We start from the raw sequence: 24,523 nt of genomic DNA on the forward strand, positions 1-24,523 counted from the left end.
GCATGACCAGCACGACGGAAGGAACACCATGACCCGCAGGTCCATCGGCATCATCGTCAACGGCGTGACCGGACGGATGGGCTACCGCCAGCACCTCGTCCGGTCCCTGCTTGCCATCCGCGAGTCCGGCGGCGTGCCAATGGCCGACGGCACGACCATCTGGCCGGAACCGGTCCTGGTCGGGCGTAACGAGACGAAGCTGCGCGAGCTCGCCGAACGGCACGGCCTCACCGGCTGGACCACCGACCTGACCTCGGCGCTGGCCCGTGACGACGTCGAGATCTACTTCGACGCCCAGGTCACCCAGCAGCGCGAGAAGGCGATCCGCCAGGCGATCGAGGCCGGCAAGCACATCTACACCGAGAAGCCCCTGGCCGAGGACACTGCCAGCGCGCTCGACCTGGCCCGGGCCGCCGAGGCGGCCGGCGTCCGCACCGGCGTCGTGCAGGACAAGCTGTTCCTGCCCGGTCTGCGCAAGCTCAAGCGGCTCATCGACGGCGGCTTCTTCGGCCGGATCCTCTCGGTGCGGGGCGAGTTCGGCTACTGGGTCTTCGAGGGCGACTGGCAGCCGGCCCAACGCCCGTCCTGGAACTACCGGGCCGAGGACGGCGGCGGGATCACGTCCGATATGTTCCCGCACTGGCACTACGTGCTGGAGGAGCTGTTCGGCCGGGTCAACGCGGTCTCCTGCGTGACCGCCACCCACGTGCCCGAGCGGGTCGACGAGGACGGCCGCACCTACGCGGCCACCGCCGACGACGCCGCGTACGCCATCTTCGAACTCGACGGCGGGATCATCGCGCAGATCAACTCGTCCTGGGGCGTGCGGGTGTACCGCGACGAGCTGGTGGAGTTCCAGGTCGACGGCACCGAGGGCAGCGCCGTCGCCGGACTGCGCAACTGCCGGGTGCAGCACCGGGCGGTCACCCCGAAACCGGTGTGGAACCCGGACCTGCCGGTCACCGAGGACTTCCGCGCCCAGTGGGCCGAGGTGCCCGACAACGAGGAGTTCGACAACGGCTTCCGGGTGCAGTGGGAGGCGTTCCTGCGGCACGTCGTGGCCGGCGAGCCGTTCCAGTGGGACTTCCTGGCCGGCGCGCGCGGCGTTCAGCTCGCCGAGCTGGGGCTGCGCGCGGCCCGCGAGGGCGTCCGCGTCCAGGTTCCGGAGCTGCGCGCATGAGCGCCGCCGACGTGGTGCTGCCGGGCGGGCGGCGACACCGGCTGGCCGGGGGGAGCGGCTTCGCCCGCCCGGCCGCCCCGGCGACCGGCCGGATCGCGTACGCCGCCGCGCACGTGGTCGCCGACCCGGGCGCGGAGAACGTGCCGGGGGCCGCGGCGGCGGTGGACTGGGACACCACCCTCGCGTTCCGGCGGCACCTCTGGTCGTACGGGCTGGGCGTCGCCGAGGCGATGGACACCGCCCAGCGGGGGATGGGCCTGGACTATCCGGCCACCCGGGAGCTGATCCGGCGCAGCGCCGCCGAGGCCCGCGCCGTGGGCGGCCGGATCGTCGCGGGTGTCGGCACCGACCAGCTGCCGGCCGGCCCGGCGACCCTGGCGGCGGTCTCCGCCGCGTACCGCGAACAGCTCGACGACGTCCGCGCGGCCGGCGCCCGGCCGGTGCTGATGTGCAGCCGGCACCTGGCCGCCGCCGCCCGCGGCCCCGAGGACTACCTGCGGGTGTACGACGAGCTGCTGACCGCCGCCGGGGAACCGGTGGTGCTGCACTGGCTCGGGCCGATGTTCGACCCGGCGCTGACCGGTTACTGGGGATCTGTCGATCTGGATCTGGCCGCCGACACGGTCATCGAGCTGATCAAGGCGCACCAGTCCACGGTGGACGGTGTCAAGGTGTCGCTGCTCGACGCCGGCCGGGAGGTCGCGCTGCGCCGCCGGCTGCCGGCGGGGGTACGCCTCTACACCGGCGACGACTTCCACTACCCGGAGCTGATCCGGGGTGACGAGGTGGGCCACTCTGACGCGCTGCTCGGGGTGTTCGCGGCGATCGCGCCGGCCGCCGCCGCCGCGCTGGCGGCCCTCGACCGGGGCGACCTGGCGGCGTACGACGAGATCTTCGCGCCGACCGTGCCGCTGGCCCGGCACCTGTTCGCGGCGCCGACCTGGCACTACAAGACGGGGATCGTGTTCCTGGCCTGGCTGGCCGGTCACCAGGACCACTTCACCATGGTCGGCGGCGCGCAGTCCGGGCGGTCCCCGGCGCACCTGGCGACCCTGCTCACCCTGGCCGACGCGGCCGGGCTTCTGCCCGACGCCTACCTGGCCGCCGCCCGCGCGCGGTCGTTCTTCACAGTGGCGGGTGTGGAGCAATGAGTTTGGAGCGGTTCTCGTTCAACCAGGCGACCGCCCAGCACTGGCCGTTGCCCGAGGTGGTCGCCGGCTGTGTGGCGGCCAACGTGCCGGGCATCGGGCTGTGGCGGGAGCCGGTGACGCAGTACGGGCTGGCCCGCTCGGCGAAGCTGGTCCGGGACGCGGGTCTCGCCGTCACCTCGCTGTGCCGGGGCGGCTTCTTCTCCGGCGACGACTGGCGTGCGGAGAACCTGCGGGCCATCGAGGAGGCGGCCGTCCTGGGCGCGCCCGAGCTGGTGCTGGTCTCCGGCGGGTTGCCGCCCGGCAGTCGGGACATCGACGGCACTCGGGCCCGGGTCGCCGACGCGATCGGCGAGCTGGCACCGCACGCGGCGGCTGCCGGGGTACGGCTGGCGATCGAGCCGCTGCACCCGATGTTCAGCGCCGACCGGTGCGTGATCGCGACCCTCGGCCAGGCGCTGGCCATCGCCGAGCGGTTCGACCCGGCGGTGGTCGGCGTGGTCGTGGACGCGTACCACGTCTGGTGGGACGACACGGTGTACGCGCAGATCGCCCGCGCGGGGGCCCGGATCGCCGCCTTCCAGGTCTGCGACTGGGTGACTCCGCTGCCGGAGGGCGTGTTGCTGGGTCGGGCGCTGCCCGGTGACGGCTGCATCGAGCTGCGTCGGCTGCGCGAGGCTGTGGACGCGGCCGGTTACGTCGGCCCGATCGAGGTGGAGGTCTTCTCCGCCGAGGTGTGGGCGCGTCCGGGCGCGGAGGTGCTGGACGCGGCGATCACCGGCTACCTGCGCCACGTTGTCTGAGGCTCCCGAACGGCGGTGGCCGGCGGCGGTCGGCGCCTGGCTGGGCATCGGCACCGCGCCGGCCACCCTCGTGCTCGGTGCGGCGATGGCCGCCCGGCACGGTGGCCCGGTGCCGGTGACCGGCCTGCTGGTCGGCGGGGTGCTGATGGCGGCGCTGCTGTGGGGGCAGGGCCGGATCGGCCTGCGCCGGCCGCTCGGCGACGGCGGAACGCTTACCGCGGTGCTGCCCGCCTACCTGGGCGACACCTCGCGGCTGCTGCTGGCGGCCGTGCTGACTGTGTCCATGATCGGCTGGAACGGTTTCAACGTCGGGCTCGGCGGCGCCTCCCTCGCCGCTCTGACGCACCTGCCGGGCTGGGCCGGGCCGGCGCTGCTGGAGGTGGCGGTCCTCGCCGTCTCCTGGGCGCCGGCCCGGCTCGGCAACCGGGTCGCGGTCGTCACCACCCTCAGCGCGGTGGTGCTGGTCGGCTGGTGCCTGACCGTGCTGCCGCCACCGGGTGCTCCGGTCCGTGTCGCCGCCGGCGGGCTCGCCGACGCCGCTGCGCTGATCGGGTACGCCGCGGTGTTCGCGCTGCGCGCCCCGGACTTCAGCGTCGACCTCGCCCGACGGCGGGACCTGGCCTGGTGCGTGGGCCTGCTGATCGGGCCCGCGCTGCTCGGGGTGCTCGCGGGCGCCGGCCTGTGGCTGCGAACCGGCTCGGCGGACGTGGTCGCGCTGCTCGCCGCCGGTTCGGGACTGGCGGCGTACGCGAATCTGTTCGTCGCGGTGGCGGTCTTCGCGGCGGCGCTGACCACGACGTACTCCGGTGCTCTGGCGGTGCGCGGCCTGGCGCCCCGGGTGCCGGCCCGCGTGGCGATGCTCGCCGTCGCGGTGCTCGGCGGGATGCTGGCGGTTGCCCGCTTCGACCGCCTCGTCCTGCCGTGGTTGACCCTGCTGGCCGCCGCGCTGCCGGTGCTTGTCGTGCCGATGGCCGTGGAGGCGGCGGCACGGCGGCGCGGCCGTGCCCCACGGACCGTGCCCGCGTGGTGTTGGGTGCCGCCGGCACTGCTCGCGGTCGGGTGCACGCTCGCCGGGGTGGGCGTCGCGCCGCTGCTCGGGCTGGCCCTCGCCGGGGCGCTCACCATGAGCTGGCGCCGTTCCCTCTGGTGAGGGACAGGGCTCGCCTCCTGGGGGGAGGTGGCAGGGTTCGACGGCGCGGATCGTGGACGCCATGAGCCCCACCTCGACCGGTCCGAGCCTGACGCCAGCCGTGCCCACGGGAGGCGCCGGGAAACCGGCGAGCAGGTTCGGGCTGACCAGGGCCCCTTGTTCGCGGGGCGCCGTCAGCGCAGAGCCGGTGGTAACTGTTCAGCTCGACGGGGGAGGACCGATGACGAAGCATGCTGTCCGGGCGGCGCGGATGTTCGACGGCGAGCGGCTCGTGGACGGCGGGGTGCTGGTCCTGCTGGACGACTGTCGTATCACCGACGTGCACCGGGGTTGGGCGCAGGCGCCGGAGGACTGGCCGGTGCGCGAGCATCCGGACGGCACCCTGCTTCCGGGCTTGATCGACGCGCACGTGCACCTGTGCGCCGATGCCGGGCCGGACGCGCTCGGCCGGCTCGCCGAACGTCCTGAGACGGACCTCGACGCGGTCGTCGAGGCGTCACTGGGTGCGCACCTGGCGGCCGGCGTCACGACCGTCCGGGACCTGGGCGACCGCCGCGGTGCCGTGCTGCGGTGGCGGGACCGGGGGGTGCGCGACGACCTACCAACGGTGGTCGGGTCGGGCGCGCCGATCACCAGCGTCGGCGGGCACTGCTGGTGGATGGGGGGCGAGGCGAGTGGCGTCGACGGGATCCGCGCGGCCGTGCGTGAGCAGGCGGCGGCCGGCGCCAACCTGGTGAAGGTCATGGCCAGCGGCGGGGTGTTCACCCCCGGCACCGACACCACCCGGCCGCAGTTCAGCGACCAGGAGCTGACCGCCGCGGTGACCCGGGCGCATGATCTCGGCCTGCCGGTGACGGCGCACGCGCACGCGCTCAGCGCTGTCGAGCAGGCCCTGCGCGTCGGTGTCGACGGCATCGAGCACTGCACGTGCGTGACCGCGGCCGGCGCCCACGTCCCCGACGACCTCGCGGATCGCCTGGCCATGTCCGGGGTGGCGGTCTGTGCCACGCTCGGCACCGACCCAGCCGTGATCACCCCGCCGGAGGTGGTGGAGATGGCGGCGCGGGCCGGCCTCAGCGAGGCCGCGCTGCGCGCCGCCGCCGCCACCCTGCACCGGGCCGGGGTTCGCCTGGTGGCCGGCTCGGACGCGGGCCTCGGCCCCGCGAAGCCGCACGGGATCCTGCCGGAGACGCTCGTCGAGTACGTCGCGTGTGGCATCCCCGCCACAGCAGCCCTCGCCGCGGCGACCTCGGTCGGCGCCGAGGTGTGTGGCCTGGGGCGGAGTAAGGGCCGCGTCCGCCCCGGCTATGACGCCGACCTGCTGGTCGTGGACGGCGACCCGACCAGCGACATCACCGTACTGCGCCGCCCGCTCGCCGTGTACCTCGCTGGGGCGGTGCCTGGAGACTGAGCAGTCGCGGGCTGTGGGAAGGCGCCGACCGGCGGTAGGTTCGTCGGCATGGATCTGGAGGACATCGCCGCCCGGCTCGGGGTGCCCGTCCAGGACGTCGAGCGTGTGCACCGGCTCGCCGGGGACCAGCCGTCGGCTCCGCTGCCAGCCAGGGCCGACGCGCCCGCGCTCCTTGACCGGCTCGCGGTGCGGCCGGACGACGCCGCGGAGATCATGGCGGGCTGGCCGGACCCCGACTCCGCACTGTGGACTCCGGAGCTGTGCTGGCTGCTCGACCGCTCGATCGCACTGGTCCGTGCCGATCTCGGTGGCCACGTCTGGCTGCCGCCCGGTCCGGAGCTGCCGCGCGAACGGGGCAACGCGTGGCGGCACCTCTACGTGTACGCGTACCTCGCCCTGGTCGACGTCGTCCGGGGTTACCACCGCGACCACGGCGTGCCCGATGCCGTTTCCTGGCTGACCCTCGCGGACCTGGGCCGCAATCTCGCCGTCGATCGGCGGATGCGGGGTGAGGGTTGGCCGGTGATGCAGAGCTGGCTGACGCTGCATGTGCGCGGCGGCGTCTACGAGCTGGGCCGGCTGCAGCACCACCGGGGCGGCACGACCCTCGGCCTGCACATCCCGGAGTCGGGACCGTTGACGCCGGAGGCGATCACGGCGTCGCTCGACGAGGCCCGCGCCTTCTTCCCGCGCCACTTCCCCGACGAGCGCTACACGGAGTTCTCCTGCGGCTCGTGGCTGCTCGACCCGCAGCTGCGGGAGTACCTGCCCGAGGACTCCAACATCGTCCGGTTCCAGCGACGGTTCGAGCTGGAGCCCTACGAGGAGCCGGAGGGGCTGGACGCCGACGTCGAGGTGCTGCGGTTCACGTTCCGCACCCTGAGCACGCCGCTCGATCAACTGCCGCGCCGCACCGCCCTCCAGCGCGCGATCGTCGACCACCTGGCGGCCGGCCGCCACTGGCAATGGCGCCAGGGCCGCTTCCCGATCTGACCATCCACCTGGGAGCGCGGACCCCGCTCTGCCAGCGCCTGGAAAGACGATCTAGGCACAGTGGCCGCGACGTGATCCTCTATCTCCGGCGATCCGTAACACCGCTCCTCGGCGTCGGCGCCGATCAGATCCCGCAGGACCGCACGATCGGCCCGATCGAGCAGGGTGAGGTCGAACCCGTCGGTGCCGTAGACGGCGTGGGTGAGGCCCGCGGCCTGCACGTCGCCGTCGCAGCCGAGCGCGGCGAGTCGGTCGCTGACGCGACACAGGTGGGCGTACAGATTGCCCCCGGGATGCGCGATCTGCTCAGCGCCCCGGTCGCGCAGCCAGCCCCGCACGGCGGTGTCGGTGCTCATGGCCCCGACTGTAGGTATCGGCTGCCGGAACTCGCTGCCCCCGGACGTGGGCAATATGTCACACGCTCAGGTGGATGTCGCCGAGGTCCGAGGGGAGATCTTGGACAGTTTCCGTTCGGGCCGAACGGAAACTGTCCAAGATCTGCGCCGTCAGCGGCTCCGCGGGCCCGTCTCGGCGGGGCGGACGGGGGTTTGGCCCGTCCACCCCCGACTCCCGATCAGGTGGCAGTGACGGTGAGGTTGAGCGAGCGGGTCTCCCCGCTGGTGTAGGTGACCGTCACCCGGGCGGTGAAGGTCCCCTTGCGCGTGTAGCTGTGACTCGTCGACCGCAGGGTCGCGCCGTGCGTGACGGCGCTGTTGTCGCCGAAGTCCCACGCGTAGTCGGTGATGCTCTGCCCCGACGGTGCCGTCGCGGTGGCGGTCAGCGTGGTGGTCAGCGGCGCGGTGCCGCTGGCCGGGTTGGCCGCGAGCGACAGCGTCCCGCCCGGTTCCTGCTTGACGCCGGCCCCGTTGAACCGCAGCCAGTCGAGCGAGAGCAGGTCCGGTGTGCCGCCGACCTGTGCGGCGTTGACGAACCTGGCGTACAGGACTGTGGTGCCGGCGGGCTTGTTGGTCAGCGTGACGGTGGGCGAGACCAGGTTGTCCCACCCGCCGGTCGAGCCGATGGTGGCCGAGCCGATCAGGGTGCCGGTGGGGGAGCCGGTGCGCAGCTCGATGACGCCGCCGAGCCCGCCGTTGGTCACCCCGAGCGTCACCGAGCCGATGTTGCGCAGGTCCACCGGCCCGTACGCCGCCCAGTCGTTGTGGTCGACGTCGCCGAGCCGCTTGCCGGCGCGGGCGGTGGTCCGGTCGTTCACGGTGAGGCCGGACTGGGCGCTGAAGTGCTCGGCCTCCTTGCTCTTGGGTTGCAGCTGCGCCCGGGTCGAGCCGGTCAGCGCCGGTACGCCGCCGGCCGCGCCGCCGTCGGTGTACTGCGCGGTGACGACGGTGTAGAGGTTCTGCCCCGGCCCGTGGCCGTCACCGGCGTCCGCCTCGGTCGCGAGCAGTCCCGAGCAGCCGGTGTAGACGTCCAGCGGGTGGGCGTGCGTGTCGTGGCCGAGTTGGGTCTGCACGGTCACCTTGGCGCAGTCGATGGTGGTGTCCTCCGGGTCGGTGACAATCACCGTGTAGGGGATCTTGTCGCCGAAGTCGAAGAACCCGCCGTCGGGCACGGTGATGGTCACCGTGGGTCGGGTGTTGCCGACCACCACGTCGGTGACGGCGCTGGCGGTCAACCCGTTGCCGCTGTTGCGCACGGTCAGCCGGGCGGTGAACTTCCCGGCCGTCGAGTAGGTGAAGCTCGGGTTGGCGGCGGTGGAGTCGGTGGTGCCGTCGTTGGAGAAGTCCCAGGCGTAGCTGAGCGCCGAGCCGTCACCGGCCGCCGTACCGGCCGAGGAGAAGCTGACCGCGAGCGGCGCGCGTCCGCTGTCCGGGGTGGCGGCGATCTTCGCGGTCGGCGGTCGGCCGTTGGCCACGTAGTCGATCCGGTAGATGCCGGCGCCGGCGTTGCTGCCGCCACGACCGCTGCCGGTGCCCTCGCCGAAGTCGATGACGTAGAGCGAGCCGTCCGGGCCGAACTCCGCCTCGAAGGGCTGGATCCAGCTCATGTTGTCGAAGATTCCGTTGATCGACTGGAGGTCGCCGACCGCGGTGGGACCGAAGCGCGAGTTGGTGAAGGTCTGCGCGGTCCGGTGGATCGAGAGCGTCTTGAACCACTTGCGGGTGAACTCGTACGTGATCCACTTGCCGTCGAAGTACTCCGGGAACTTCGTGGTGCGGGTGTTGGCCGGGTCGTAGTCGTAGACCGGCCCGCTCATCGGGCCGCCGCCCCCGGTGCCCACCTCCGGGAACTGGCTGGAGGCGGAGTACGCGTACCAGACCAGCGCCGACTTCGCCGCCGGCAGGGTGGTCAGGCCGGTGTTGTTGGGGGAGTTGTTCGTCAGCGCCGCGCAGGTGAACTTCGCCCCGGAGGTGCTGGTGGCGAAGTTGTAGTCGTTGAACGGGATGTTGTTGCCGACGCAGTACGGCCAGCCGTAGTTGCCGGCGGCGGTGATGCGGTTGAACTCGACAGTCCCCTCCGGACCGCGGTTGGGGTCGGCCGCGCGGGCGTCCGGGCCGTAGTCACCGACCAGCACCGCGTTCGTCTGCGGCTCGATGGTGATCCGGAACGGGTTGCGCATACCCATCGCGTAGATCTCCGGCCGGGTCTTCGCCGTGCCGGCCGGGAAGAGGTTGCCGCTCGGCACGGTGTACGTACCGTCGGCCTGCGGCGTGATCCGCAGGATCTTGCCGCGCAGGTCGTTGGTGTTGCCGGCGGTGCCCTGCGCGTCCCAGGCGGCCCGGCCGGCCTGCTCGTCGATGGGGGTGTAACCGCTGGAGGCGAACGGGTCGGTGTTGTCGCCGATCGCTGCGTACAGGCGACCGGCCGCGTCCATGGCCAGCGAGCCGCCCATGTGCGAGTTGGCCCGGCCCACGCCGCGGTACGTCGGAACGGTCAGCAGCCGCTTCTCCGAGGACAGCGCGACGCTGTTGTTCGCCACCGTGAACCGGGACAGGTTGAGCTGTTTGAGGGTCTTGTCGGACCAGAGCAGGTAGACCCAGCCGTTGCTGGCGAAGTTGCGGTCCAGGGTCATCCCGAGCAGCCCGTCGGACTGGTCGGTCATCGCCGAGGTGTAGGCGAAGTCCAGCAGCGTGGTGACCTGGAGCGTGTTCGAGTCGACCACCTTCAGCGCGCCGGTGCGCTGGATGTAGTAGACCTTCCGGTCCGGGGCGACGGCCAGCTCGAAGGGGTCGGCGAGGTTCTCGGTGACCAGGCCCACCCGCTCGAAGTTTCCGGTCCTGGTGGCGGAGCAGTCGCCGGCGACCGCGCCGGCGGCCCACTCGATGCCGTAGCGCAGATGCTCCAGGAACGCCGGCTCGCTGAACCGGGAGCTGGCGTGCCCGCCGGCGGTGAACCACGACCGGCCGCCGTCGTAGCGCTGACACCAGGAGTACGCGTGGTCGACGCCCTCGTCCAGACCGCTGATCCCGTCGCGCACCTTGATCTGCGCGAGGGTGTGCACGTTGCCGGTCGGGTTGGTCCGCCAGTTGTACCACTCCTCGCTCTGCTCCCACAGCTCCGGCAGGTTGCGGGTGGAGGGGTGGGCGCGGTCGAGGACCTTGACCCGGCCCGGGTACGTGCCGCCGGTGGCCGAGAAGTCGGGGTGGTAGTCGAAGATGGTGCCGACCAGGCCCTCGTACCACGGCCAGTCGCGTTCGCTGGCCGAGGCGGCGTGCAGGCCGGCCCAGCCGCCGCCGTTGCGGATGAACGTCTGCAACGCCGCGCGCTGGCTGGCGTTGAGCAGGTCACCCGAGGCGGGGGTGGAGTTGGTGTTGTTGAAGACCAGGGCGTCGAAGGTGGCGAGGTTGGCGTCGGTGAAGGCGCCCGCGTCGGTGGTGGCGACGACCTCGAAGTTGTGAGTGGCGCCGAGCTGCTGGATCGCGGCGACGCCGGCCGGGATCGAGTCGTGGTAGAAGTTGGTGATCTTCGAGAAGACCAGCACCCGGAAGCGCGGGGCGGCCTCGGCGGGCAGGGCGGTGGTGGTGCTCAGCACGGTGGCGACGGTGAGCAGGGCGAGGCAGATCGCGCGCAGGTGTTTGGGCATGGGGGCGCTCCCTGTCGGACGGTGAGGGTCGGAAAGCGCTTTCTTGCTGCCCGCATCACGGTACTGACAGCCAGTGACGACCGTCAATAGCCTCGGGTAAGCGGTTTCCTGACGCGGCAGCGGGACACCGCGCCCGCGCGGCGGCGCGCGACCTTCCCTGGCCGACGTCGAGCTGGCCGGGCGGGACCTGGAGGGTTTCTCTCCGACGTGATCAAGCGCGTGCGTCTGCCGCGATCCGTGTCGAAAGGCGTCCCGGATGGACTGAGACATCGATGCGTGTCACTCTGACTCTGGACCGAGTCAGCTTTCGGTCCGCTCTTTCAACGCCGTTCCGGGAAGGACGCTCATGCGCACATTCGCCCACCGGACCGCGGCGGGTTTCGCCGCCGTCCTGATCGCCGCGCTGGCCGTGACGCTGCCGGGGTCGCCCGCGGTGGCCGGCGAACCGTTCCAGAGCCCGGACCAGGGCCTGGTCTTCTACTCGAGCTACCCGACCGAAGTGGCCGGCAGGCTGGCCACACCCGACGGCATCTGCCACCAGGTCCCGGCCGACGCGGCCTGGATGCTCACCTGGAGCGGTGGCTTCGGTTCGGTGCCCGGCTACCGGACCCCCGACTGCAGCGGTCCGGCAACCGAGCTCAACAACTTCCACAGCTGGCCGGAGGGCCGCTACCTCACCTACCGGGCCAGCTGACAGCTGGCCGGCCGTCGCGGCGTACGACGATCACCGGTCGCCAGCGCTGCCGTTCGGCCGGTCGCTCCGTCGTCGATCGGCGCTCTCCGTTCCCGCCGGCGCGAGCCGACCGTTGGGCATGTGGACGACCCGGAGGAACGCGGGCAGCCGCCACGGCCGTGGCCCGCCGATGACGACGTCGCGCCGCAGCATCGCCTGCGCGATGCTGATCCGGCCGAACATCATCAGGTTGAACCGGGCGGGCTGGAACCTCACGCGCACGTCGAACGGGGCGTCGGGCGGTGCGATCCACACCCTGCGGTCGCCCAGCGTCAGCGTCGTGGTCGGCGTGAACGCCGATCGGAACTGCACCGACACGTGGTGGCGAGGCATCGGCAGCTCGGTGTTGAGCAGCACCCCGTACGAGTCGCGCAGCATGTCGAACATGAACAGGTCCCAGTAGAGCGCGGCGTGTTCGTCCGGTATCGGCCACGGTCGGCGCAGCGCCCGCGCGATGTCCCAGCCGTGCACGAGCAGCTCGTTGGTCAGATGGGCGAACAGGCCGCCGAGCGTCACCCGCGCGTTGCCCAGCCAACTCACCGTCGACCGCGGATCCGCGGTCGTGGCCAGGAGGCGGGCGATCGCGGTGTTCAACTGCGGCAGCAGGACTTCCGGCTCCCGCTCGGTGAAGTGGGCGAGCACGTGGCTGTTGACGTCGGCCACCGTGTCGACGTTCGTGACGGCGAGCATGTCCTCCAGGCCCGGCACCCGGATGCCGACCTCCGTGCCGTCCACTCGGGATACGTAAAGCACCGCGATCGACACCACGTGCGCGACGGTGTCGGCGAGGGTCCAGTCGTCGGTGACCAGGACCGTGGGCGACGGCGCGGCGGCCACCATCTCGGTGAACCGGTCGGCAGCCGCCCGCAGGGCCGTGTTCGCCACATTCCAGCGGTCCGGGCCTGCCGTTTCACTCACGTCCAGCAGTATCGGGCATTCGCTCACACCGGACTTCTCCGAACGTGCGCTCATTCGCCAGTTCCGGGCCGCCGTCACGAGCTACCTCACCCGCTTCGGTGGTGTGGCTATCGTTCTGACATGCTCCGCGACTCATCCCTTGCCGTCGGTGCCGCCTTCCTCGCGGACGGCCCCGCCGATGGCGTCGACCTCAGCCTGTTCGGACAGTTCACGGGCTCCTGGGCGCTGGACTGCACCGAGTACGACCCCGACGGGTCCTCGTCCGTCCGCCGGGGCGAGTGGCACTTCGGGTACGCGTTGGGCGGTCGGGCGACCACCGATGTCTGGATCCTGCCCGGCGTCGAACACGGCGTCAGCGTGCGATTCCCCGATCCTACGGCAGGGCCGGGAATCTGGCGCTCGACCTGGGTGGGGCCGGGCCGGCAGCGGACGCACACCTTCCGGGCGGCCCGCGTCGGCGAGCAGATCGTGCTCGACGGCGGTGATTTGCGGTGGACCTTCTCCGACATCGGCGCCGACGAGTTCCGCTGGCGCAACGAGGCACAGCAGCCCGACGGAACGTGGCGAGTTCAGCAGACCTTCCAGGTGTGGCGACAGGTCTGACCGTTGCCGCGACCGGCCGCGCTCCGCCGATGACCCGCCGGGGAGCAGCTCCCGCCGGCCGCGACGATCCTGTCAGCCGGAGGTGGTGAAGGTGATGAAGGTGTCGGGGGGCCGCGTTTCGGCAGTCGGACCGTCGTGGACCTCCCACGCGTCCCCGACGACCTGTTCTGCCACCCGCGACCAGAACGCTTCGACGCCGGTGTTGTAACGCTGGAAGCCGATACTCCACTTTCCGGGGCACAGTGCGATGACCTGAACGGCAGCGGTACGGCCGACGCCTGTGCGACGCAGCGCGCGGACGACGAAGAAACTGGTGACGGACCTGCCGCCGTCCTCGGTCGGCGTGGTCATCACGAACCCTGCCGTACGGCCGGCCGCGGTAATCAACCATGCCCGGCGCTGGGGGTCGACGCCGGCGAGAAACCGGTCGAGTGGCCGGTCGTTGAACGTGCCATCGTCGTTGGGGACGTGACCGTACGCCTCTGACAGGTCATGGCGATACAACTGACCCAGATTGCCGAGCACCGCCCGGTGCGACCGGTCGACCGGTATCAGCGCGACGGGGTTCGAGGGCGGGCGAGGCGGCATCGCAGCTTCCCAGGGCACCGCGGCAGTCTTGCATGCCGACCGGTGCGCTCTGACCGGGTGCGCACGGCCAGCAGTGGAAGGGCGCACAACGGCTCTGCGGGCCGGCGCCCCCGGCGCCGACCCGCAGAGCTGGCCTACGTCAGCTTCCGGTGCAGGTGGCGGTGGTGCCGCTGCCGTTGCCGGTGCCCTGGAACCCGAAACTGGTGGTCTGACCCGCCGCCAGTCGTCCGTTGTAGCTCTGGTTGGCGACGGTGATGGTGCCGCTGGTACCGCTGGCGACGCCGTTCCACACCGAGCTGACCGAAGCTCCGCTCGGCAGGGCGAGGGTGACCCGCCAGCCGGTGAGCGCGGACGTCCCCGCGGTGACGGTCACGGTGGCGACGAATCCGCCGTTCCACTGGTCCTGGACTGAGTAGACGGCGGTGCAGGCCGGGGTGCCGGTGGGCGGCGGCGTGGTCGGCGGAGGTGTGCTGGGCGGGGGCGTCGTGGGCGGAGGTGTCGTGGGTGGCGGCGTGGTGGGCGGCGTGCCGCCGTCGAGCGTCAGGTTCTTCTGCTGGACGGTCCACTGGCTGCGGCACAGGCCGCAGTCGGGGCCGACGAAGTTGGCGCCAGCGGTGGTGTCACCCTTGAGGCGCCACTTGAGGTAGAGCACCGCGACGCGGCCGAACTCGCCGCCGTTGGCCTGGTCGTAGGTGCCGCCGTGACCGACGTTGAGATTGCCCATGAAGGCGGGCAGCCCGGGCGGCAGCTTGCCCCAGTCGTCCATGGCGTTGGGGTAGGCGATGTCGCTGGGCCCGCCGATGAAGTAGGCGATCGGCTTGGTCAGCCTCCTGAGCTGGTAGTCGTCGGCGTCGTTCAGCAGGCCGCTGCTGAAGATCCCGGTCGTGGTGACGCGCGGGTCGGCCGAGACCGCGTACGCCTCCAGCCCTCCGCAGGAGAAGCCCGCGACGGCGACCTTGGTGGTGTCGAGCTTGTTGAAGTATTTGCTGCCCTGCCGGGAGTTCTCCGCCACGGCCCAGTCGATGGACTGGGTGAGCATCTGGGAGGTGGTGGAGCCGGACCCGTTCGGGGCTCCGTTGGCGATGGCGAGGAAACCGTGGGAGGCGATCTCGCGCAGGAAGTTGCCCTGGGAGAGGCCGTTGGCCGAGCACCCGCCGTTGCCCCAGACGAAGATGGGGAGGCGTTCGGACGGGAGGGTCTGGGGCCGGAAGATGGTGTGGTTGGCCAGGCTGGCCGACGTCTCGTAGTCGGCGGGATAGGGCCCGGAACCGCCGACGGCGGCATCGGCCGGTGTCGCGCCGAGCATCATGATCACCGAGGCAACCGGGACGATGACGGTCACCAGCCCCGCGTAGATCTTCGATCTCCTTCTCATGCACCCCTCCAACGGATGTCACGGTGGGCTCCCGGCGGCGGCGGTGGCGGCTGTTCGTTCACGCTGCGACCGCAGCGGTCAGCGCAGGCCACGGGCCAGGTCGAGGCGAACGCGTCGACCACCCGGCGGGGTCCCCACAGGCGATCCGATGGGAGCGGTATGCAGTTACTATCACTGCCGTAACGAAAAGTGTCAATCTATGGTCGGTCCCGGGCTCGCTGACTCCGACGCCTTGCGCAGCAGCACCGAGCGTTCACGCTGGTTGGCGCACAGCCGGGCGGCCAGCTCCAGCTCGGCGCGCGCTTCCGCCCGCCGTCCGAGCCGGGCCAGCAGCTCCCCGCGTACGGTCGGGACCAGGTGCGATCCGGGGAGCCGGTTCGCGGCGATCAGCTCGTCCACGATGGCCAGGGCGTGCGCCGGGCCCGAGGCCATGGCCACGGCGACGGCCCGGTTGAGGTCGACCACCGGTGAGGGGGCGACCCGGCCGAGCGCTTCGTAGAGCACGACGATCCGCTCCCAGTCGGTCGCCTCGACGGAGGGCGCCGACGCGTGGGTGGCGGCGATCGCGGCCTGCAGGCCGTAGGGGCCGAGCCCGCGAGCCGACGCCCTGGACAGCGCGGTCAGCCCGCGACGGATCGCGGAGACGTCCCACCGCCGCCGGTCCTGGTCCTCCAGCAGGACCGGCGAGCCGTCCGGGCCGGTCCGGGCCGGGAAGCGTGCGGCCGTCAGCTCGCACAACGCGAGAAGGCCGTGCACCTCCGGCTCGTCCGGTTGCAGCGCGGCCAGCGTACGGGCCAGCCGGATCGCCTCGTACGCGACGTCGGGGCGCAGCAACCGGTCGCCCGACGTGGCCGTCGACCCCTCGGTGAAGATCACGTACAGGACGCTGAGCACGCCGCCGAGCCGTTCCCGGCGCTCGGCGGCCGGCGGCAGCTCGAACGGCACCCGGGCCGCCGCGATCGTCTTCTTGGCGCGGGTGATGCGGGCCTGCACGGTCGGCACGGACACGAGGAACGCGCGGGCGATCTCCTCGCTGGACAGGCCGCCGACCACGCGCAGGGTCAGCGCCACCCGGGCCTCGGGGGAGAGCACCGGGTGGCAGCTGACGAACATCAGCGCCAGCACGTCGTCGTCGATCCGGTCGGGGTCGATGTCCTCGTCAACGAAGCAGGCCGCCGCGTCGACCGCCAGCAGGGCGTACCGCTGCTGGAGCGCGCTTCGGCGGCGGATCGCGTCGATGGCCCGCCGTCGGGCCGTGGCCATCAGCCAACCGGCCGGATTGACCGGGGCGGCACGCCGCCATGACACCAGCGCCTCGGCCACCGCCTCCTGGGCGGCGTCCTCGGCCAGCTCGAAATCGCCGGTGAATCGGGTCAGCGCGGCGACGATCCGCGCCGACTCGATCCGCCAGACGGCCTCGACGTCGGCCGTACCCATCAGAGGTGGCCGTTGCTCGCGCTGTCCGTCGGGACCTCGTCGGCCTCGGCCACCCGCCGGACCTCGATCTTGGAGCCGCGGACCGCGGGGAACCTCCTGGCCCACTCCACCGCCTCCTCCTTCGAGGCGACATCGAGCAGGAAGTAGCCACCGAACAGTTCCTTGGTCTCGCCGTACGGCCCGTCCGTGACCACCGGGGCCTCGCCGCCGAAGTCGACCACGACGCCCTGGGCCGGATCGTCCAGCCCCTCGGCCGCGAGGAGGACACCGGCCTTGACCATCTCCTCGATGAACGTGCGGGTCGCGACCATCGCCTCGTCGATCGAGGCCATCATGGCGGCGTTCGACTCGTCGGTGCCTCGCATGATCAGCATGTACTTCGACATCGCGTTCTCCTCGTCCGGCGGGGCCGCCCCTCGGCCCTCACCCCACACGTCGAACGAACGGCCGGTGGATCGACGCGGCCCCCAAAAGAAACCCTCGTCGCAGTCCGGTCGCCCTCGACATCCGTTCATCCTGCTAGGGCGCGACCGCGGCGAGTGCGGTCGGCCGGCGGGGTGCTGCGGGCTCGCGGCCATCAGCTTCCGAGGGCGCGGTCCACCCCGGCCACGATGCCCCGGGCGTGCGGGAGGAATGCCTGGCCGTCGAGCGTCAGCTCGACCCCTCGGGGAGTACGGGTGAACAGCCGGACGTCGAGGGCGCGCTCAAGGGCCGCGATCCGCTTCGACACGGCCTGCTGCGTCACGCCCAGCTCCTCGGCCGCGTGCTGCAACTGCCCGAACTCGGCCGCCCGGACGAACGATCGCACTGCCTCGGTATCCACCGGACCATCATCCACTCGTACAACCGTTGGTTGTGACACGCCCGGACGTTGGTTGTTTGCGCCGACGTCGGTGGCGTTGGTGTGCTGCCCGGACCCGAACGTCGGTTGTCACGAGGGGGGCGGATGGGCGCGCGGTTGGGGTCCAGTTTCGGTTGGCTGTGGTCGGCGTACGCCGTCAGCACGTACGGCACGTGGATCGCCTTCGGCGCGTTCCCGCTGATCGCGGTTCGCGTCCTGCACTCGCCGGCGTTCGCCGTGTCGATCCTGGCGGCGGCCGGACCGGCCGTCGCGGCGGTCGTGGCGTTCTCGCTCGGGCCGTGGGTCGAGCGCCGGGCGAAGCGTCCGGTGCTGGTCGCCATGGACCTGCTCCGGTTCGTGGCCATGGCGAGTGTCCCGCTCGCGTACGCCTTCGGTCTGCTGTCCTACGGCCAGTTGCTGGTCGTCTCGGTCCTCTCCGGGACCGCGAGCATCGCCTTCGCCGCCGCGTCCGGCGCGTACCTCAAGTATCTCGTCCAGGGCGATCACCTGCTGGTGGCGAACGGGCGGTTCGAGGCCACGAGCTGGGCGGCGACGGCGGTGGGCCCGCCCCTCGGTGGCGCGCTCGTCGGGCTGCTCGGCCCGGTCGTCAGTGTCGCGGCCGACGCCCTCAGCTACCTGCTGTCGGCGCTCGCGGTCCTGCGCATTCGCGGCGGCGACGTCGCGTCGCCCCAGGACCGTGCCGGCCGGCTGCACGGCGTCGATCTTCTGGTCGGCTGGCGGTTCATCCTGCACGATCGTGCCCTGCGAGGGCTGTTCCTCAACTCCACCCTGGTCGGCGGCCTGATCATGGCCACCGCGCCGCTCCTGGCTGTCCTCCTGCTGGGCGAGTACCACCTCCCGGCCTGGCAGTACGGCCTCGCCTTCGGCGTCCCGGCGCTCGGCGGCCTGGTGGGCGCCCGCCTGTCCGCGCGCCTCGTGGCCCGCCACGGCCGGCACCGCGTCATGATCGTGTCCGGGTGGCTGCGCTCGGTCTTCCCACTCGGTCTCGCGTTCGTCCAGCCGGGCATCCCCGGACTGGTCACCGTGATCGTCGTCGAGGGCCTGCTGATCACCTGCATGGGCGTCTTCAACCCGATCTACGCGACCGAACGACTGCACCGCACCCCGCTCGGCCACACCGCCCGCGTCCTCAGCACGTGGAGTGCCGTCAGCAGACTCGTCCAGGCGGCCCTGGTGGTGATCTGGGGCGTCCTCGCGACCCTCACCAGCCCTCTCGCGGCGATCACCATCTCCGGCGTTCTCCTGCTCGCCACCCCGCTCCTGCTGCCCAGGCGGACACCGTCGGTGGCCACCGAGCCCGCCGCGTCCGGGAGAGACGTTCAGGTCGGATGAACGGGTGGCGCACCCTCCGTGTCCGCCACCTTTATATTCTCGCTCATCAATGTTAACGTTCACTTAACGTCGTCGTCTGCCGGTCGACATCATCTTCGGCAGCGGCCCGGTGGGATCGGAGAACGCTTATGACCACGTCCGGCAGGGTTCTTCGCGTGCGCTCGGTGGCGGTGGTGACGGTGTGCGCTCTCGCCGCCGCAGTCTCGATGGCTTCTGCCGCGTCCGCGTCCGCGACCATCACCGTGGCCGCCGACGGCAGCGGCAACTACACGACCGTGCAGGCGGCGATCGACAGTGTCGCGGCGAACAACGGCGCTCCGGTCACCATCACCATCAAACCCGGCACCTACCGGGGCGTGGTCACCATTCCCGCCAACAAGCCCCACCTCACGTTGGCCGGCGCCGGCAACTCCGCCGCCCAGGTGCTGATCGTCGAAGGGCACGCGGCCGGCCAGACCAAGCCCGGTGGCGGCACGTACGGCACGTCCGGCAGTGCCTCGGTCTTCGTCAACGCCAACGACACCACGATCAGCAATCTGACCATGTCGAACGACTTCAACGAGGCCGCCAACACCCTCGACGCCGAGCAGGCCGTCGCCGTCAACACCTCCGGCGACCGGGTGCAGTTCGACAACGTCCGCATCCTCGGCAACCAGGACACCCTGCTGGTCAACGCACCCAGTGTCAGCTCGGTCCGGCGTCTCTACGTCCGAAACTCCTACGTGGAGGGTGACGTCGACTTCATCTTCGGGCGGGGCACCATGGTCTTCCAGAACGGCACCGTGCACTCGCTCACCCGGGGCTCGTCGTCGAACAACGGCTACATCACCGCGGCGGCCACCGACATCAACAACAAGTTCGGCTTCCTGTTCTGGGGAACCACCCTGACCAGCAACGCTCCCGCCAGAACCGTCTATCTGGGCCGGCCCTGGCACCCCAGCGGCGACGCCAACGCCCGCGGTCAGGTCCTCTACCGGGGCGTGGCGATGGGCGCACACATCCGCACCGACCCCTGGACCGACATGTCCGGCTTCTCATGGCGGACCGCCCGGTTCGCCGAGTACAGCAGCACCGGGGCTGGCGCCGTCATCAACGCCGACCGGCCCCAGATGAGCGCCTCCACCGCCACCCAGTACACACCCACCGCCTACCTGGCGGGTAACGACGGCTGGAACCCCATCCGATGACGAAGATTCGTTCCCTGCGGACCGCGGCCCTCATCGCAGTCGCCGCCGTGGTGCTCGCCGCAGGTCTGCCGGTCCTCAGCGCCGAGGCTGCGGTCGGTGACGGCACACCGGCCGACTCGAACATCAGCTTCGTCGGCCGGTGGAACAAGACGAACGCCTCGGCCTACGTGCCCTACTGGGCCGGCGCGTACCTGCGGGTCGGGTTCACCGGCAGAACGGTGAAGCTCCGGCAGCGCAACACCATCCAGCTGTGGGCCAGCATCGACGGTAGGGCGTTCACGTCCTTCACGGGCTCCGGCACGATCAACCTGACGCCGACCGCGCTGGCGGCCGGCAACCACACGTTGATCGTCAGTTACCGGCAGGTGGCCGGCTCCTACACGGGTGACGCGGTCTTCCAGGGGCTGATCCTGGAGTCGGGCGCGGGCACATTCGCGCCACCGGCCCGCCCCAAGCTGGTCGAGTTCGTCGGTGACTCGATCACCGCAGGGGCCACGAGCAGTCAGCTTGCCGTGACCGACTACGGCTTCAAGGTCGGTGAGAGGCTCGGCTACGACCACACCCAGATCGCGATCGGTGGCATGTGTCTGGCCGAGACGACCGATGGATGCTGGGCGCAGGAGACACGCTACTGGATGTCGTCCGGTGGCCAGGCCGGCACCGACCCGTGGGACTTCTCCCGCTACACGGCCGACGGCGTGGTGATCAACCTGGGGACCAACGACAAGAGCCATGGCGTGAGCGCCGCGGCCTTCCAGGCGACGTACACCACCTTCCTCACGAGGATCCGGGCCAGGTTCCCGAACGCCAAGCTCTTCGCGATGCGGACGTTCATCGGTCGTTATGCGACGGAGACGGAGGCGGCGGTGCGGGCACGCAACGCCGCGGGTGACGCCAACGTATTCTACGTGGACACCACCGGCTGGCTGCCGTCCGGCGGCCTGAGCGACTCGGTGCACCCGAACGACGCGGGCCATCAGGCCATCACCGACAGGCTGGCCCCGGTCCTCAGCGCACGACTGACCACGACCCCGGACCCGACGACCCCGCCCCCCACGACTGCGCCGACCACCCCTGCGCCGACCGCTCCTGCGGGGGCCTGCGCGGTCACCTACCGCAAGACCGGTGACTGGGGTACGGGCGCCCAGTTCGACGTGACGCTCAGCAACACCTCCACCGTCCCGGTCAACGGTTGGACACTGACCTGGTCCCTGCCAGGCAGTCAGCGGATCACGCAGTCCTGGAATTCCACCGTCACGCAGTCCGGCGCTGCGGCCACGGCGGTGAACGCCTCCTGGAACGCGGTGATCCCGGCCGCCGGTTCGGTCAGCTTCGGATTCGTCACCGACAGCCCGCTCGGCGGAGCGACCGGTTTCGCCCTCAACGGCTCCCCGTGCGCCGCCGCCACGTGATGGCGAGCGTCTCCGATCAAGGCAGGAGTGACCCGATGACGGTTCGTCGATGGCGTCTCGTGGTCCTGGCAGCAACGGTCCTGACCGTCGTGGCCGGCGGGCTCGGCATCGCCACCGCCCAGGCTGCCACCCCGGCGTGCGGTGTCGCCTATCGGGTCACCAGCGAGTGGACCGGCGGGTTCGGGGCCGATGTCGTCGTCACCAACCTCGGTGACGCGGTGACCAGCTGGGCCGTGGGGTGGAGTCTCGCCCCCGGGCAGGGCGTGACGCAGGCGTGGAACGCCGCCGTCACGGTCACCGGCACGGCGGCGACCGCCACCAACGTGAGCTACAACGGTGCCGTCGGCTCCGGCGCATCGGTCAACTTCGGCTTCACCGGCTCGTGGAGCGGCAGCAACCCGGTGCCGTCGTCGTTCTCGTTCAACGGCATCACCTGTGCCGGCCCACCGGCAGCGACCCCCACCGCGCAGACGCCCACGCCGGGGCCAACGCCCTGCCCCGAGCCGAGCACACCGCAGGCGACCCCTTCCACGTCATCGGCACCCGCGCCGATCAAGGTGTGGATGGCCGGCGATTCCACGATGATGAACGCCAGTTCCTGTCCGATCGGCTGGGGCAGCCAGTTCGCGTCCTACTTCACGTCGAACGTCACCGTGCAGAACAGTGCCGTCGGCGGTCGCAGCATCCAGACGTGGCTCTACGAGGGCAATGTGACCTCCACCAAGAACTCGGCCGGCGAGTGCACGCTCAGCTCGACTGCTTACAGCGCGCGGTGGTCGGCGATGCTGGACACCGGCAGCGGCTTCAAGAACGGTGACTATCTGATCATCCAGTTCGGCATCAACGACGGTGACTCGGCCTGCCCGCGACACGTTGGCACCAATCGCTTCAAGGAACTGCTCGGCGTCATGGCGACGGCTGCCAAAGCCAGAGGGGTGAAGCCAATCTTCGTCACCCCGGTCGCGGCAATCACCTGCAGCGGCGGCTCCGCCGTCGGCAATCGCGGTTTCGTCGCCGAGACGACGGCTGCGGCCGCCGCCAACGGCGTACCGGTCATCGACCTGCACGCCAAGAGCGTGGCGCTCTACAACACGCTCAGGCTGTGCCCGAACAACGGCGACTACTCGACGGGCGCGGTCGGCGCGTTCTTCTGCAACGACCACACCCACTTCGAGGCGGCCGGCGCCAGACAGATCGCCGGCCTGATCGCCACCGCCCTCCGGGCGCAGAACATCCCGCTCGCCGCCCACCTGAAGTGACAGCCACCCCTTTGGCGGTGTGACCCGGTCGCGCTCGCAGACGACAGGAGCCAGGCTGCTGGAGGCGTGCGCCGCTAGCCGCTAGCCGCTAGCTGCTCTTCGTACGTCTTGCGTCGGCAGCGATCCGGACGTCACGGAAGTCGACAACTGCCTCGCGAGCAACCGTGATCAGGACGGCGAGGTCACCTCCTGCCAGCAACAGGACATCGTCGAGCACGGAAGGCGGAACCTCCAGTTCCTCGGGGCCGTAGCAGTCGTGCCACGCCATGTCCATCAGGTGCAGGAGGTCGAGCGCGGCTTCAATCTGCCCACCGGCGAACAGCCCTTCGACGCGCGGCTTGCGTTCTCCACGACGTTGCTCGCTGCCAAGTGCCACGGGTAACTCCTTCACCGGGTCTGCTGCCGACTCCACGTAATCAACTCACGGCGACTGCCGTGCCGCGATCCCGCAGCACCTCGATCGTTGGCGGAGTCCTGCGCCGCCGACCGAGCGCGACGACTCGGGCCACGCGCCCCAGCGCGGGATGAGGGACGATGCGCCGGTGCGTCACGAGCATCATGTCTTCCACAACCCGCCGCCATCGACACCGGATGAGGTACGCGCCGCGCTCGACCGCGGCGACCTGTCGGCCGCGCTGGACGCCATGGTCGGCACCGCCCTGTACGGCGACGGGGACTGGAGAGAGCTGCAGGAACTGCACCTTCGGTTGCTCGAACACGACGATCGCCAGGTCAGTGCGCTCGCCGCGACGTGCCTGGGGCATCTCGCGAGGGTCCACCGTCAACTGGATGAACGCCGGGTGGTCGCCGCTCTGCGCCGAGCCCGGGCGCTGCCACACGTCACCGGTACCGCCGCCAACGCGCTGGAGGACATCGAGGTCTTCCTCCATCCGAGGCGCGCACGGATGCGCGGACGTGTGTGGAGGGCGATCCGCCCGTGGACGTGGTTCTGAACCGAACGCGGACCTGCCACCGACCCGTGGTGGAGCCCCTTCGGCCCTCAGCTCTGCTGGTAGTGGACAGTGCGGCCTGGCAGCCGAATGAGGGTGCCGGTAACCCGCTGCTCGATCGACTTGATCCGGATGACGGTCGTCGGCTGCTGGCCCTGACGTGCCAATTGGTCTGGGCTACGACGTGGATGGTCGAGGCGATCGAGGTGGTCTCGCCACGGCTTGGTCTTCCGGCCCTGCCGGTCATCGACTGGCCGGACGACGACGAGGATCCTGCGCCCCGTCTGCACTGGAAGACGGTGTTCCTGACACAGTGGGCGGCCGGCCGCCCGTTCGTCTGGATAGACGACGAGACGACCGATGCCGACCGGCGATGGGTCGAGGCTCATCATCCGGCGCCGGCGCTTCTGCACCGCGTTGACCCGTACAGGGGCCTGACCGACGCGGACTTCTCAGTCATTCGCCGATGGCTCACGCAACTCGGCGTTGGGCCTGACGGAGCCCACTTCAACCGCTGACAGGCGCATCGACCTCGGTGCCCTGAGCCTGTCGTCGTGACGACTGCAACGCTGGGAAGATCGGTGGCAGGCCCATGACGAGTCGCCGTCCACATCGGCTTCGTTCGGCGACAGCCCGGCTGTTACCGTCCAGGTCCGAAATGACGATCATGGTGAATGCTGGGGGAGTTGACGCGAATGCGTAGGAAGCCGAGTACGCGGCTGGCCGGTGCTCTGATCATGGTGCCGGCGACCGTGGCCCTCGTCCTGGTCGGCACCGCCTCGGCGGCGTCGGCGGCGACGGGCACGCCGAGCGGTGCGCCGCCGGCGGCCAACGGTGTCGACGTGTGGTGCGTGTCGACCACCGGCGCCAAGGCGTGCTTCGCCGCGTACGGGGATCGGGTCTGGGTGAAGGACACCAAGGCGAACGGCGCGTCCGCCGCCGGCACGATCCAGGGACCGGACTGGAGCCGGCAGTGCTTCAACAGCAGCGGCGCGGACGCCGGCTGGGTCATGTGCAACTTCGACGTGCCGGAGTACGACGAGGGTCTGCTGTGGGCGGTCAACAACCCGTTCATCGGCAACGAGAGCAGCACGGAGATCTACACCAGCGGCCCGATCTGACGCCGGCGTTGCCGTAACGAGC

The 24,523-nt window shown here is 70.9% G+C and carries 24 protein-coding genes; 15 read left to right on the forward strand and 9 right to left on the reverse strand.

Going from position 1 to position 24,523, the window contains the following annotated elements:
* Positions 1–28: 28 nt before the first annotated feature.
* From ABZU53_RS10020 to ABZU53_RS10045, 6 genes are all read left to right on the forward strand, one after another.
* Positions 29–1,180, forward strand: a complete 1,152-nt coding sequence (locus tag ABZU53_RS10020; RefSeq protein ID WP_355065089.1) for a Gfo/Idh/MocA family oxidoreductase — start codon at positions 29–31, stop codon at positions 1,178–1,180.
* Positions 1,177–2,331 (forward strand): dihydrodipicolinate synthase family protein, encoded by a 1,155-nt coding sequence (locus tag ABZU53_RS10025; RefSeq protein WP_355065091.1) that lies wholly within the window; start codon positions 1,177–1,179, stop codon positions 2,329–2,331. Before ABZU53_RS10020 ends, ABZU53_RS10025 begins: the two co-directional genes overlap by 4 nt.
* Complete coding sequence (locus ABZU53_RS10030; protein ID WP_355065093.1) at positions 2,328–3,131, forward strand: sugar phosphate isomerase/epimerase family protein; 804 nt, start codon at positions 2,328–2,330, stop codon at positions 3,129–3,131. The genes ABZU53_RS10025 and ABZU53_RS10030 overlap by 4 nt, the downstream gene beginning before the upstream one ends.
* Positions 3,124–4,281 (forward strand): hypothetical protein, encoded by a 1,158-nt coding sequence (locus ABZU53_RS10035; protein WP_355065095.1) that lies wholly within the window; start codon positions 3,124–3,126, stop codon positions 4,279–4,281. Before ABZU53_RS10030 ends, ABZU53_RS10035 begins: the two co-directional genes overlap by 8 nt.
* Before the next feature lie 220 nt (positions 4,282–4,501).
* Entirely contained in the window at positions 4,502–5,692 is a 1,191-nt protein-coding gene (locus tag ABZU53_RS10040; protein ID WP_355065097.1) for an amidohydrolase family protein, read from the forward strand.
* Positions 5,693–5,740: 48 nt separating this feature from the next.
* Positions 5,741–6,685 (forward strand): acyltransferase domain-containing protein, encoded by a 945-nt coding sequence (locus ABZU53_RS10045; protein ID WP_355065099.1) that lies wholly within the window; start codon positions 5,741–5,743, stop codon positions 6,683–6,685.
* Here ABZU53_RS10045 and ABZU53_RS10050 read toward each other — a convergent pair.
* Together ABZU53_RS10050 and ABZU53_RS10055 are read right to left on the reverse strand one after the other, a co-directional pair.
* Complete coding sequence (locus ABZU53_RS10050) at positions 6,589–7,041, reverse strand: DUF6817 domain-containing protein (RefSeq protein ID WP_355065101.1); 453 nt, start codon at positions 7,039–7,041, stop codon at positions 6,589–6,591. The two genes, ABZU53_RS10045 and ABZU53_RS10050, sit on opposite strands and share 97 nt — an antisense overlap.
* 218 nt (positions 7,042–7,259) lie before the next feature.
* A complete protein-coding gene (locus tag ABZU53_RS10055) occupies positions 7,260–10,724 on the reverse strand; it encodes a ThuA domain-containing protein (protein WP_355065103.1) in 3,465 nt (1,154 codons plus the stop codon).
* A gap of 346 nt (positions 10,725–11,070) precedes the next feature.
* Between ABZU53_RS10055 and ABZU53_RS10060 the strand changes: the two genes are divergently transcribed.
* Positions 11,071–11,418, forward strand: a complete 348-nt coding sequence (locus tag ABZU53_RS10060) for a hypothetical protein (RefSeq protein WP_354856073.1) — start codon at positions 11,071–11,073, stop codon at positions 11,416–11,418.
* 30 nt (positions 11,419–11,448) lie between these two features.
* Here ABZU53_RS10060 and ABZU53_RS10065 read toward each other — a convergent pair whose 3' ends face one another.
* Complete coding sequence (locus ABZU53_RS10065; RefSeq protein ID WP_355065105.1) at positions 11,449–12,375, reverse strand: maleylpyruvate isomerase N-terminal domain-containing protein; 927 nt, start codon at positions 12,373–12,375, stop codon at positions 11,449–11,451.
* Positions 12,376–12,495: 120 nt separating this feature from the next.
* Between ABZU53_RS10065 and ABZU53_RS10070 the strand changes: the two genes are divergently transcribed.
* The gene (locus tag ABZU53_RS10070) at positions 12,496–12,978 is read left to right on the forward strand and encodes a hypothetical protein (RefSeq protein WP_355065107.1); all 483 of its coding nucleotides are present in this window, start codon (positions 12,496–12,498) and stop codon (positions 12,976–12,978) included.
* 72 nt (positions 12,979–13,050) lie between these two features.
* Here the strand turns inward: ABZU53_RS10070 and ABZU53_RS10075 are convergent, their stop codons facing one another.
* The 5 genes from ABZU53_RS10075 to ABZU53_RS10095 all read right to left on the reverse strand — a co-directional run bounded on the left by ABZU53_RS10075 (position 13,051) and on the right by ABZU53_RS10095 (position 17,201).
* Positions 13,051–13,584, reverse strand: coding sequence for a hypothetical protein (locus ABZU53_RS10075; protein ID WP_355065109.1), 534 nt, complete (start codon positions 13,582–13,584; stop codon positions 13,051–13,053).
* A gap of 121 nt (positions 13,585–13,705) precedes the next feature.
* A complete protein-coding gene (locus tag ABZU53_RS10080; protein ID WP_355065111.1) occupies positions 13,706–14,941 on the reverse strand; it encodes a cellulose binding domain-containing protein in 1,236 nt (411 codons plus the stop codon).
* Positions 14,942–15,133: 192 nt separating this feature from the next.
* Positions 15,134–16,378 carry a sigma-70 family RNA polymerase sigma factor gene (locus ABZU53_RS10085; protein ID WP_355065113.1) on the reverse strand — a complete coding sequence of 415 codons (1,245 nt, stop codon included), beginning with the start codon at positions 16,376–16,378 and terminating at the stop codon, positions 15,134–15,136.
* The gene (locus ABZU53_RS10090; RefSeq protein ID WP_355065115.1) at positions 16,378–16,764 is read right to left on the reverse strand and encodes a YciI family protein; all 387 of its coding nucleotides are present in this window, start codon (positions 16,762–16,764) and stop codon (positions 16,378–16,380) included. The genes ABZU53_RS10085 and ABZU53_RS10090 overlap by 1 nt, the downstream gene beginning before the upstream one ends.
* Before the next feature lie 191 nt (positions 16,765–16,955).
* The gene (locus tag ABZU53_RS10095) at positions 16,956–17,201 is read right to left on the reverse strand and encodes a LysR family transcriptional regulator (protein ID WP_355065117.1); all 246 of its coding nucleotides are present in this window, start codon (positions 17,199–17,201) and stop codon (positions 16,956–16,958) included.
* 123 nt (positions 17,202–17,324) lie between these two features.
* On the opposite strand from ABZU53_RS10095, the gene ABZU53_RS10100 reads away from it, so the two are divergent.
* The 4 genes from ABZU53_RS10100 to ABZU53_RS10115 all read left to right on the forward strand — a co-directional run bounded on the left by ABZU53_RS10100 (position 17,325) and on the right by ABZU53_RS10115 (position 22,430).
* Positions 17,325–18,572, forward strand: coding sequence for an MFS transporter (locus tag ABZU53_RS10100; RefSeq protein WP_355065119.1), 1,248 nt, complete (start codon positions 17,325–17,327; stop codon positions 18,570–18,572).
* A gap of 206 nt (positions 18,573–18,778) precedes the next feature.
* A complete protein-coding gene (locus tag ABZU53_RS10105; protein WP_355065121.1) occupies positions 18,779–19,759 on the forward strand; it encodes a pectinesterase family protein in 981 nt (326 codons plus the stop codon).
* Positions 19,756–21,171 carry a cellulose binding domain-containing protein gene (locus tag ABZU53_RS10110; protein ID WP_355065123.1) on the forward strand — a complete coding sequence of 472 codons (1,416 nt, stop codon included), beginning with the start codon at positions 19,756–19,758 and terminating at the stop codon, positions 21,169–21,171. Before ABZU53_RS10105 ends, ABZU53_RS10110 begins: the two co-directional genes overlap by 4 nt.
* A gap of 35 nt (positions 21,172–21,206) precedes the next feature.
* A complete protein-coding gene (locus tag ABZU53_RS10115) occupies positions 21,207–22,430 on the forward strand; it encodes a cellulose binding domain-containing protein (protein WP_355065125.1) in 1,224 nt (407 codons plus the stop codon).
* A gap of 88 nt (positions 22,431–22,518) precedes the next feature.
* On the opposite strand, the gene ABZU53_RS10120 is transcribed toward ABZU53_RS10115, so the two are convergent.
* On the reverse strand, positions 22,519–22,806 hold the full coding sequence (locus ABZU53_RS10120; protein ID WP_355065127.1) for a hypothetical protein: 288 nt from the start codon (positions 22,804–22,806) through the stop codon (positions 22,519–22,521).
* A 148-nt stretch (positions 22,807–22,954) separates the two neighbouring features.
* Here ABZU53_RS10120 and ABZU53_RS10125 point away from each other — a divergent pair, with 148 nt between their 5' ends.
* The 3 genes from ABZU53_RS10125 (at position 22,955) to ABZU53_RS10135 (ending at position 24,501) form a co-directional block, all read left to right on the forward strand.
* Positions 22,955–23,383 (forward strand): hypothetical protein, encoded by a 429-nt coding sequence (locus ABZU53_RS10125; protein ID WP_355065129.1) that lies wholly within the window; start codon positions 22,955–22,957, stop codon positions 23,381–23,383.
* 62 nt (positions 23,384–23,445) lie between these two features.
* Complete coding sequence (locus ABZU53_RS10130) at positions 23,446–23,898, forward strand: hypothetical protein (RefSeq protein ID WP_355065131.1); 453 nt, start codon at positions 23,446–23,448, stop codon at positions 23,896–23,898.
* Between the two features lie 177 nt (positions 23,899–24,075).
* A complete protein-coding gene (locus ABZU53_RS10135; protein ID WP_354856058.1) occupies positions 24,076–24,501 on the forward strand; it encodes a hypothetical protein in 426 nt (141 codons plus the stop codon).
* Positions 24,502–24,523 lie beyond the last annotated feature (22 nt).

The organism is Micromonospora sp. NPDC005194 (genome assembly GCF_040608335.1).
Lineage (GTDB): Bacteria > Actinomycetota > Actinomycetes > Mycobacteriales > Micromonosporaceae > Micromonospora.

Coding starts and splice junctions, on each gene's coding strand:
- ABZU53_RS10020 (WP_355065089.1), top strand. CDS start 29: ATGACCCGCAGGTCCATCGGCATCATCGTCAACGGCGTGACCGGACGG.
- ABZU53_RS10025 (WP_355065091.1), top strand. CDS start 1,177: ATGAGCGCCGCCGACGTGGTGCTGCCGGGCGGGCGGCGACACCGGCTG.
- ABZU53_RS10030 (WP_355065093.1), top strand. CDS start 2,328: ATGAGTTTGGAGCGGTTCTCGTTCAACCAGGCGACCGCCCAGCACTGG.
- ABZU53_RS10040 (WP_355065097.1), top strand. CDS start 4,502: ATGACGAAGCATGCTGTCCGGGCGGCGCGGATGTTCGACGGCGAGCGG.
- ABZU53_RS10045 (WP_355065099.1), top strand. CDS start 5,741: ATGGATCTGGAGGACATCGCCGCCCGGCTCGGGGTGCCCGTCCAGGAC.
- ABZU53_RS10050 (WP_355065101.1), bottom strand. CDS start 7,041: ATGAGCACCGACACCGCCGTGCGGGGCTGGCTGCGCGACCGGGGCGCT.
- ABZU53_RS10055 (WP_355065103.1), bottom strand. CDS start 10,724: ATGCCCAAACACCTGCGCGCGATCTGCCTCGCCCTGCTCACCGTCGCC.
- ABZU53_RS10060 (WP_354856073.1), top strand. CDS start 11,071: ATGCGCACATTCGCCCACCGGACCGCGGCGGGTTTCGCCGCCGTCCTG.
- ABZU53_RS10070 (WP_355065107.1), top strand. CDS start 12,496: ATGCTCCGCGACTCATCCCTTGCCGTCGGTGCCGCCTTCCTCGCGGAC.
- ABZU53_RS10080 (WP_355065111.1), bottom strand. CDS start 14,941: ATGAGAAGGAGATCGAAGATCTACGCGGGGCTGGTGACCGTCATCGTC.
- ABZU53_RS10085 (WP_355065113.1), bottom strand. CDS start 16,378: ATGGGTACGGCCGACGTCGAGGCCGTCTGGCGGATCGAGTCGGCGCGG.
- ABZU53_RS10090 (WP_355065115.1), bottom strand. CDS start 16,764: ATGTCGAAGTACATGCTGATCATGCGAGGCACCGACGAGTCGAACGCC.
- ABZU53_RS10100 (WP_355065119.1), top strand. CDS start 17,325: ATGGGCGCGCGGTTGGGGTCCAGTTTCGGTTGGCTGTGGTCGGCGTAC.
- ABZU53_RS10105 (WP_355065121.1), top strand. CDS start 18,779: ATGGCTTCTGCCGCGTCCGCGTCCGCGACCATCACCGTGGCCGCCGAC.
- ABZU53_RS10110 (WP_355065123.1), top strand. CDS start 19,756: ATGACGAAGATTCGTTCCCTGCGGACCGCGGCCCTCATCGCAGTCGCC.
- ABZU53_RS10115 (WP_355065125.1), top strand. CDS start 21,207: ATGACGGTTCGTCGATGGCGTCTCGTGGTCCTGGCAGCAACGGTCCTG.
- ABZU53_RS10125 (WP_355065129.1), top strand. CDS start 22,955: ATGAGGGACGATGCGCCGGTGCGTCACGAGCATCATGTCTTCCACAAC.
- ABZU53_RS10135 (WP_354856058.1), top strand. CDS start 24,076: ATGCGTAGGAAGCCGAGTACGCGGCTGGCCGGTGCTCTGATCATGGTG.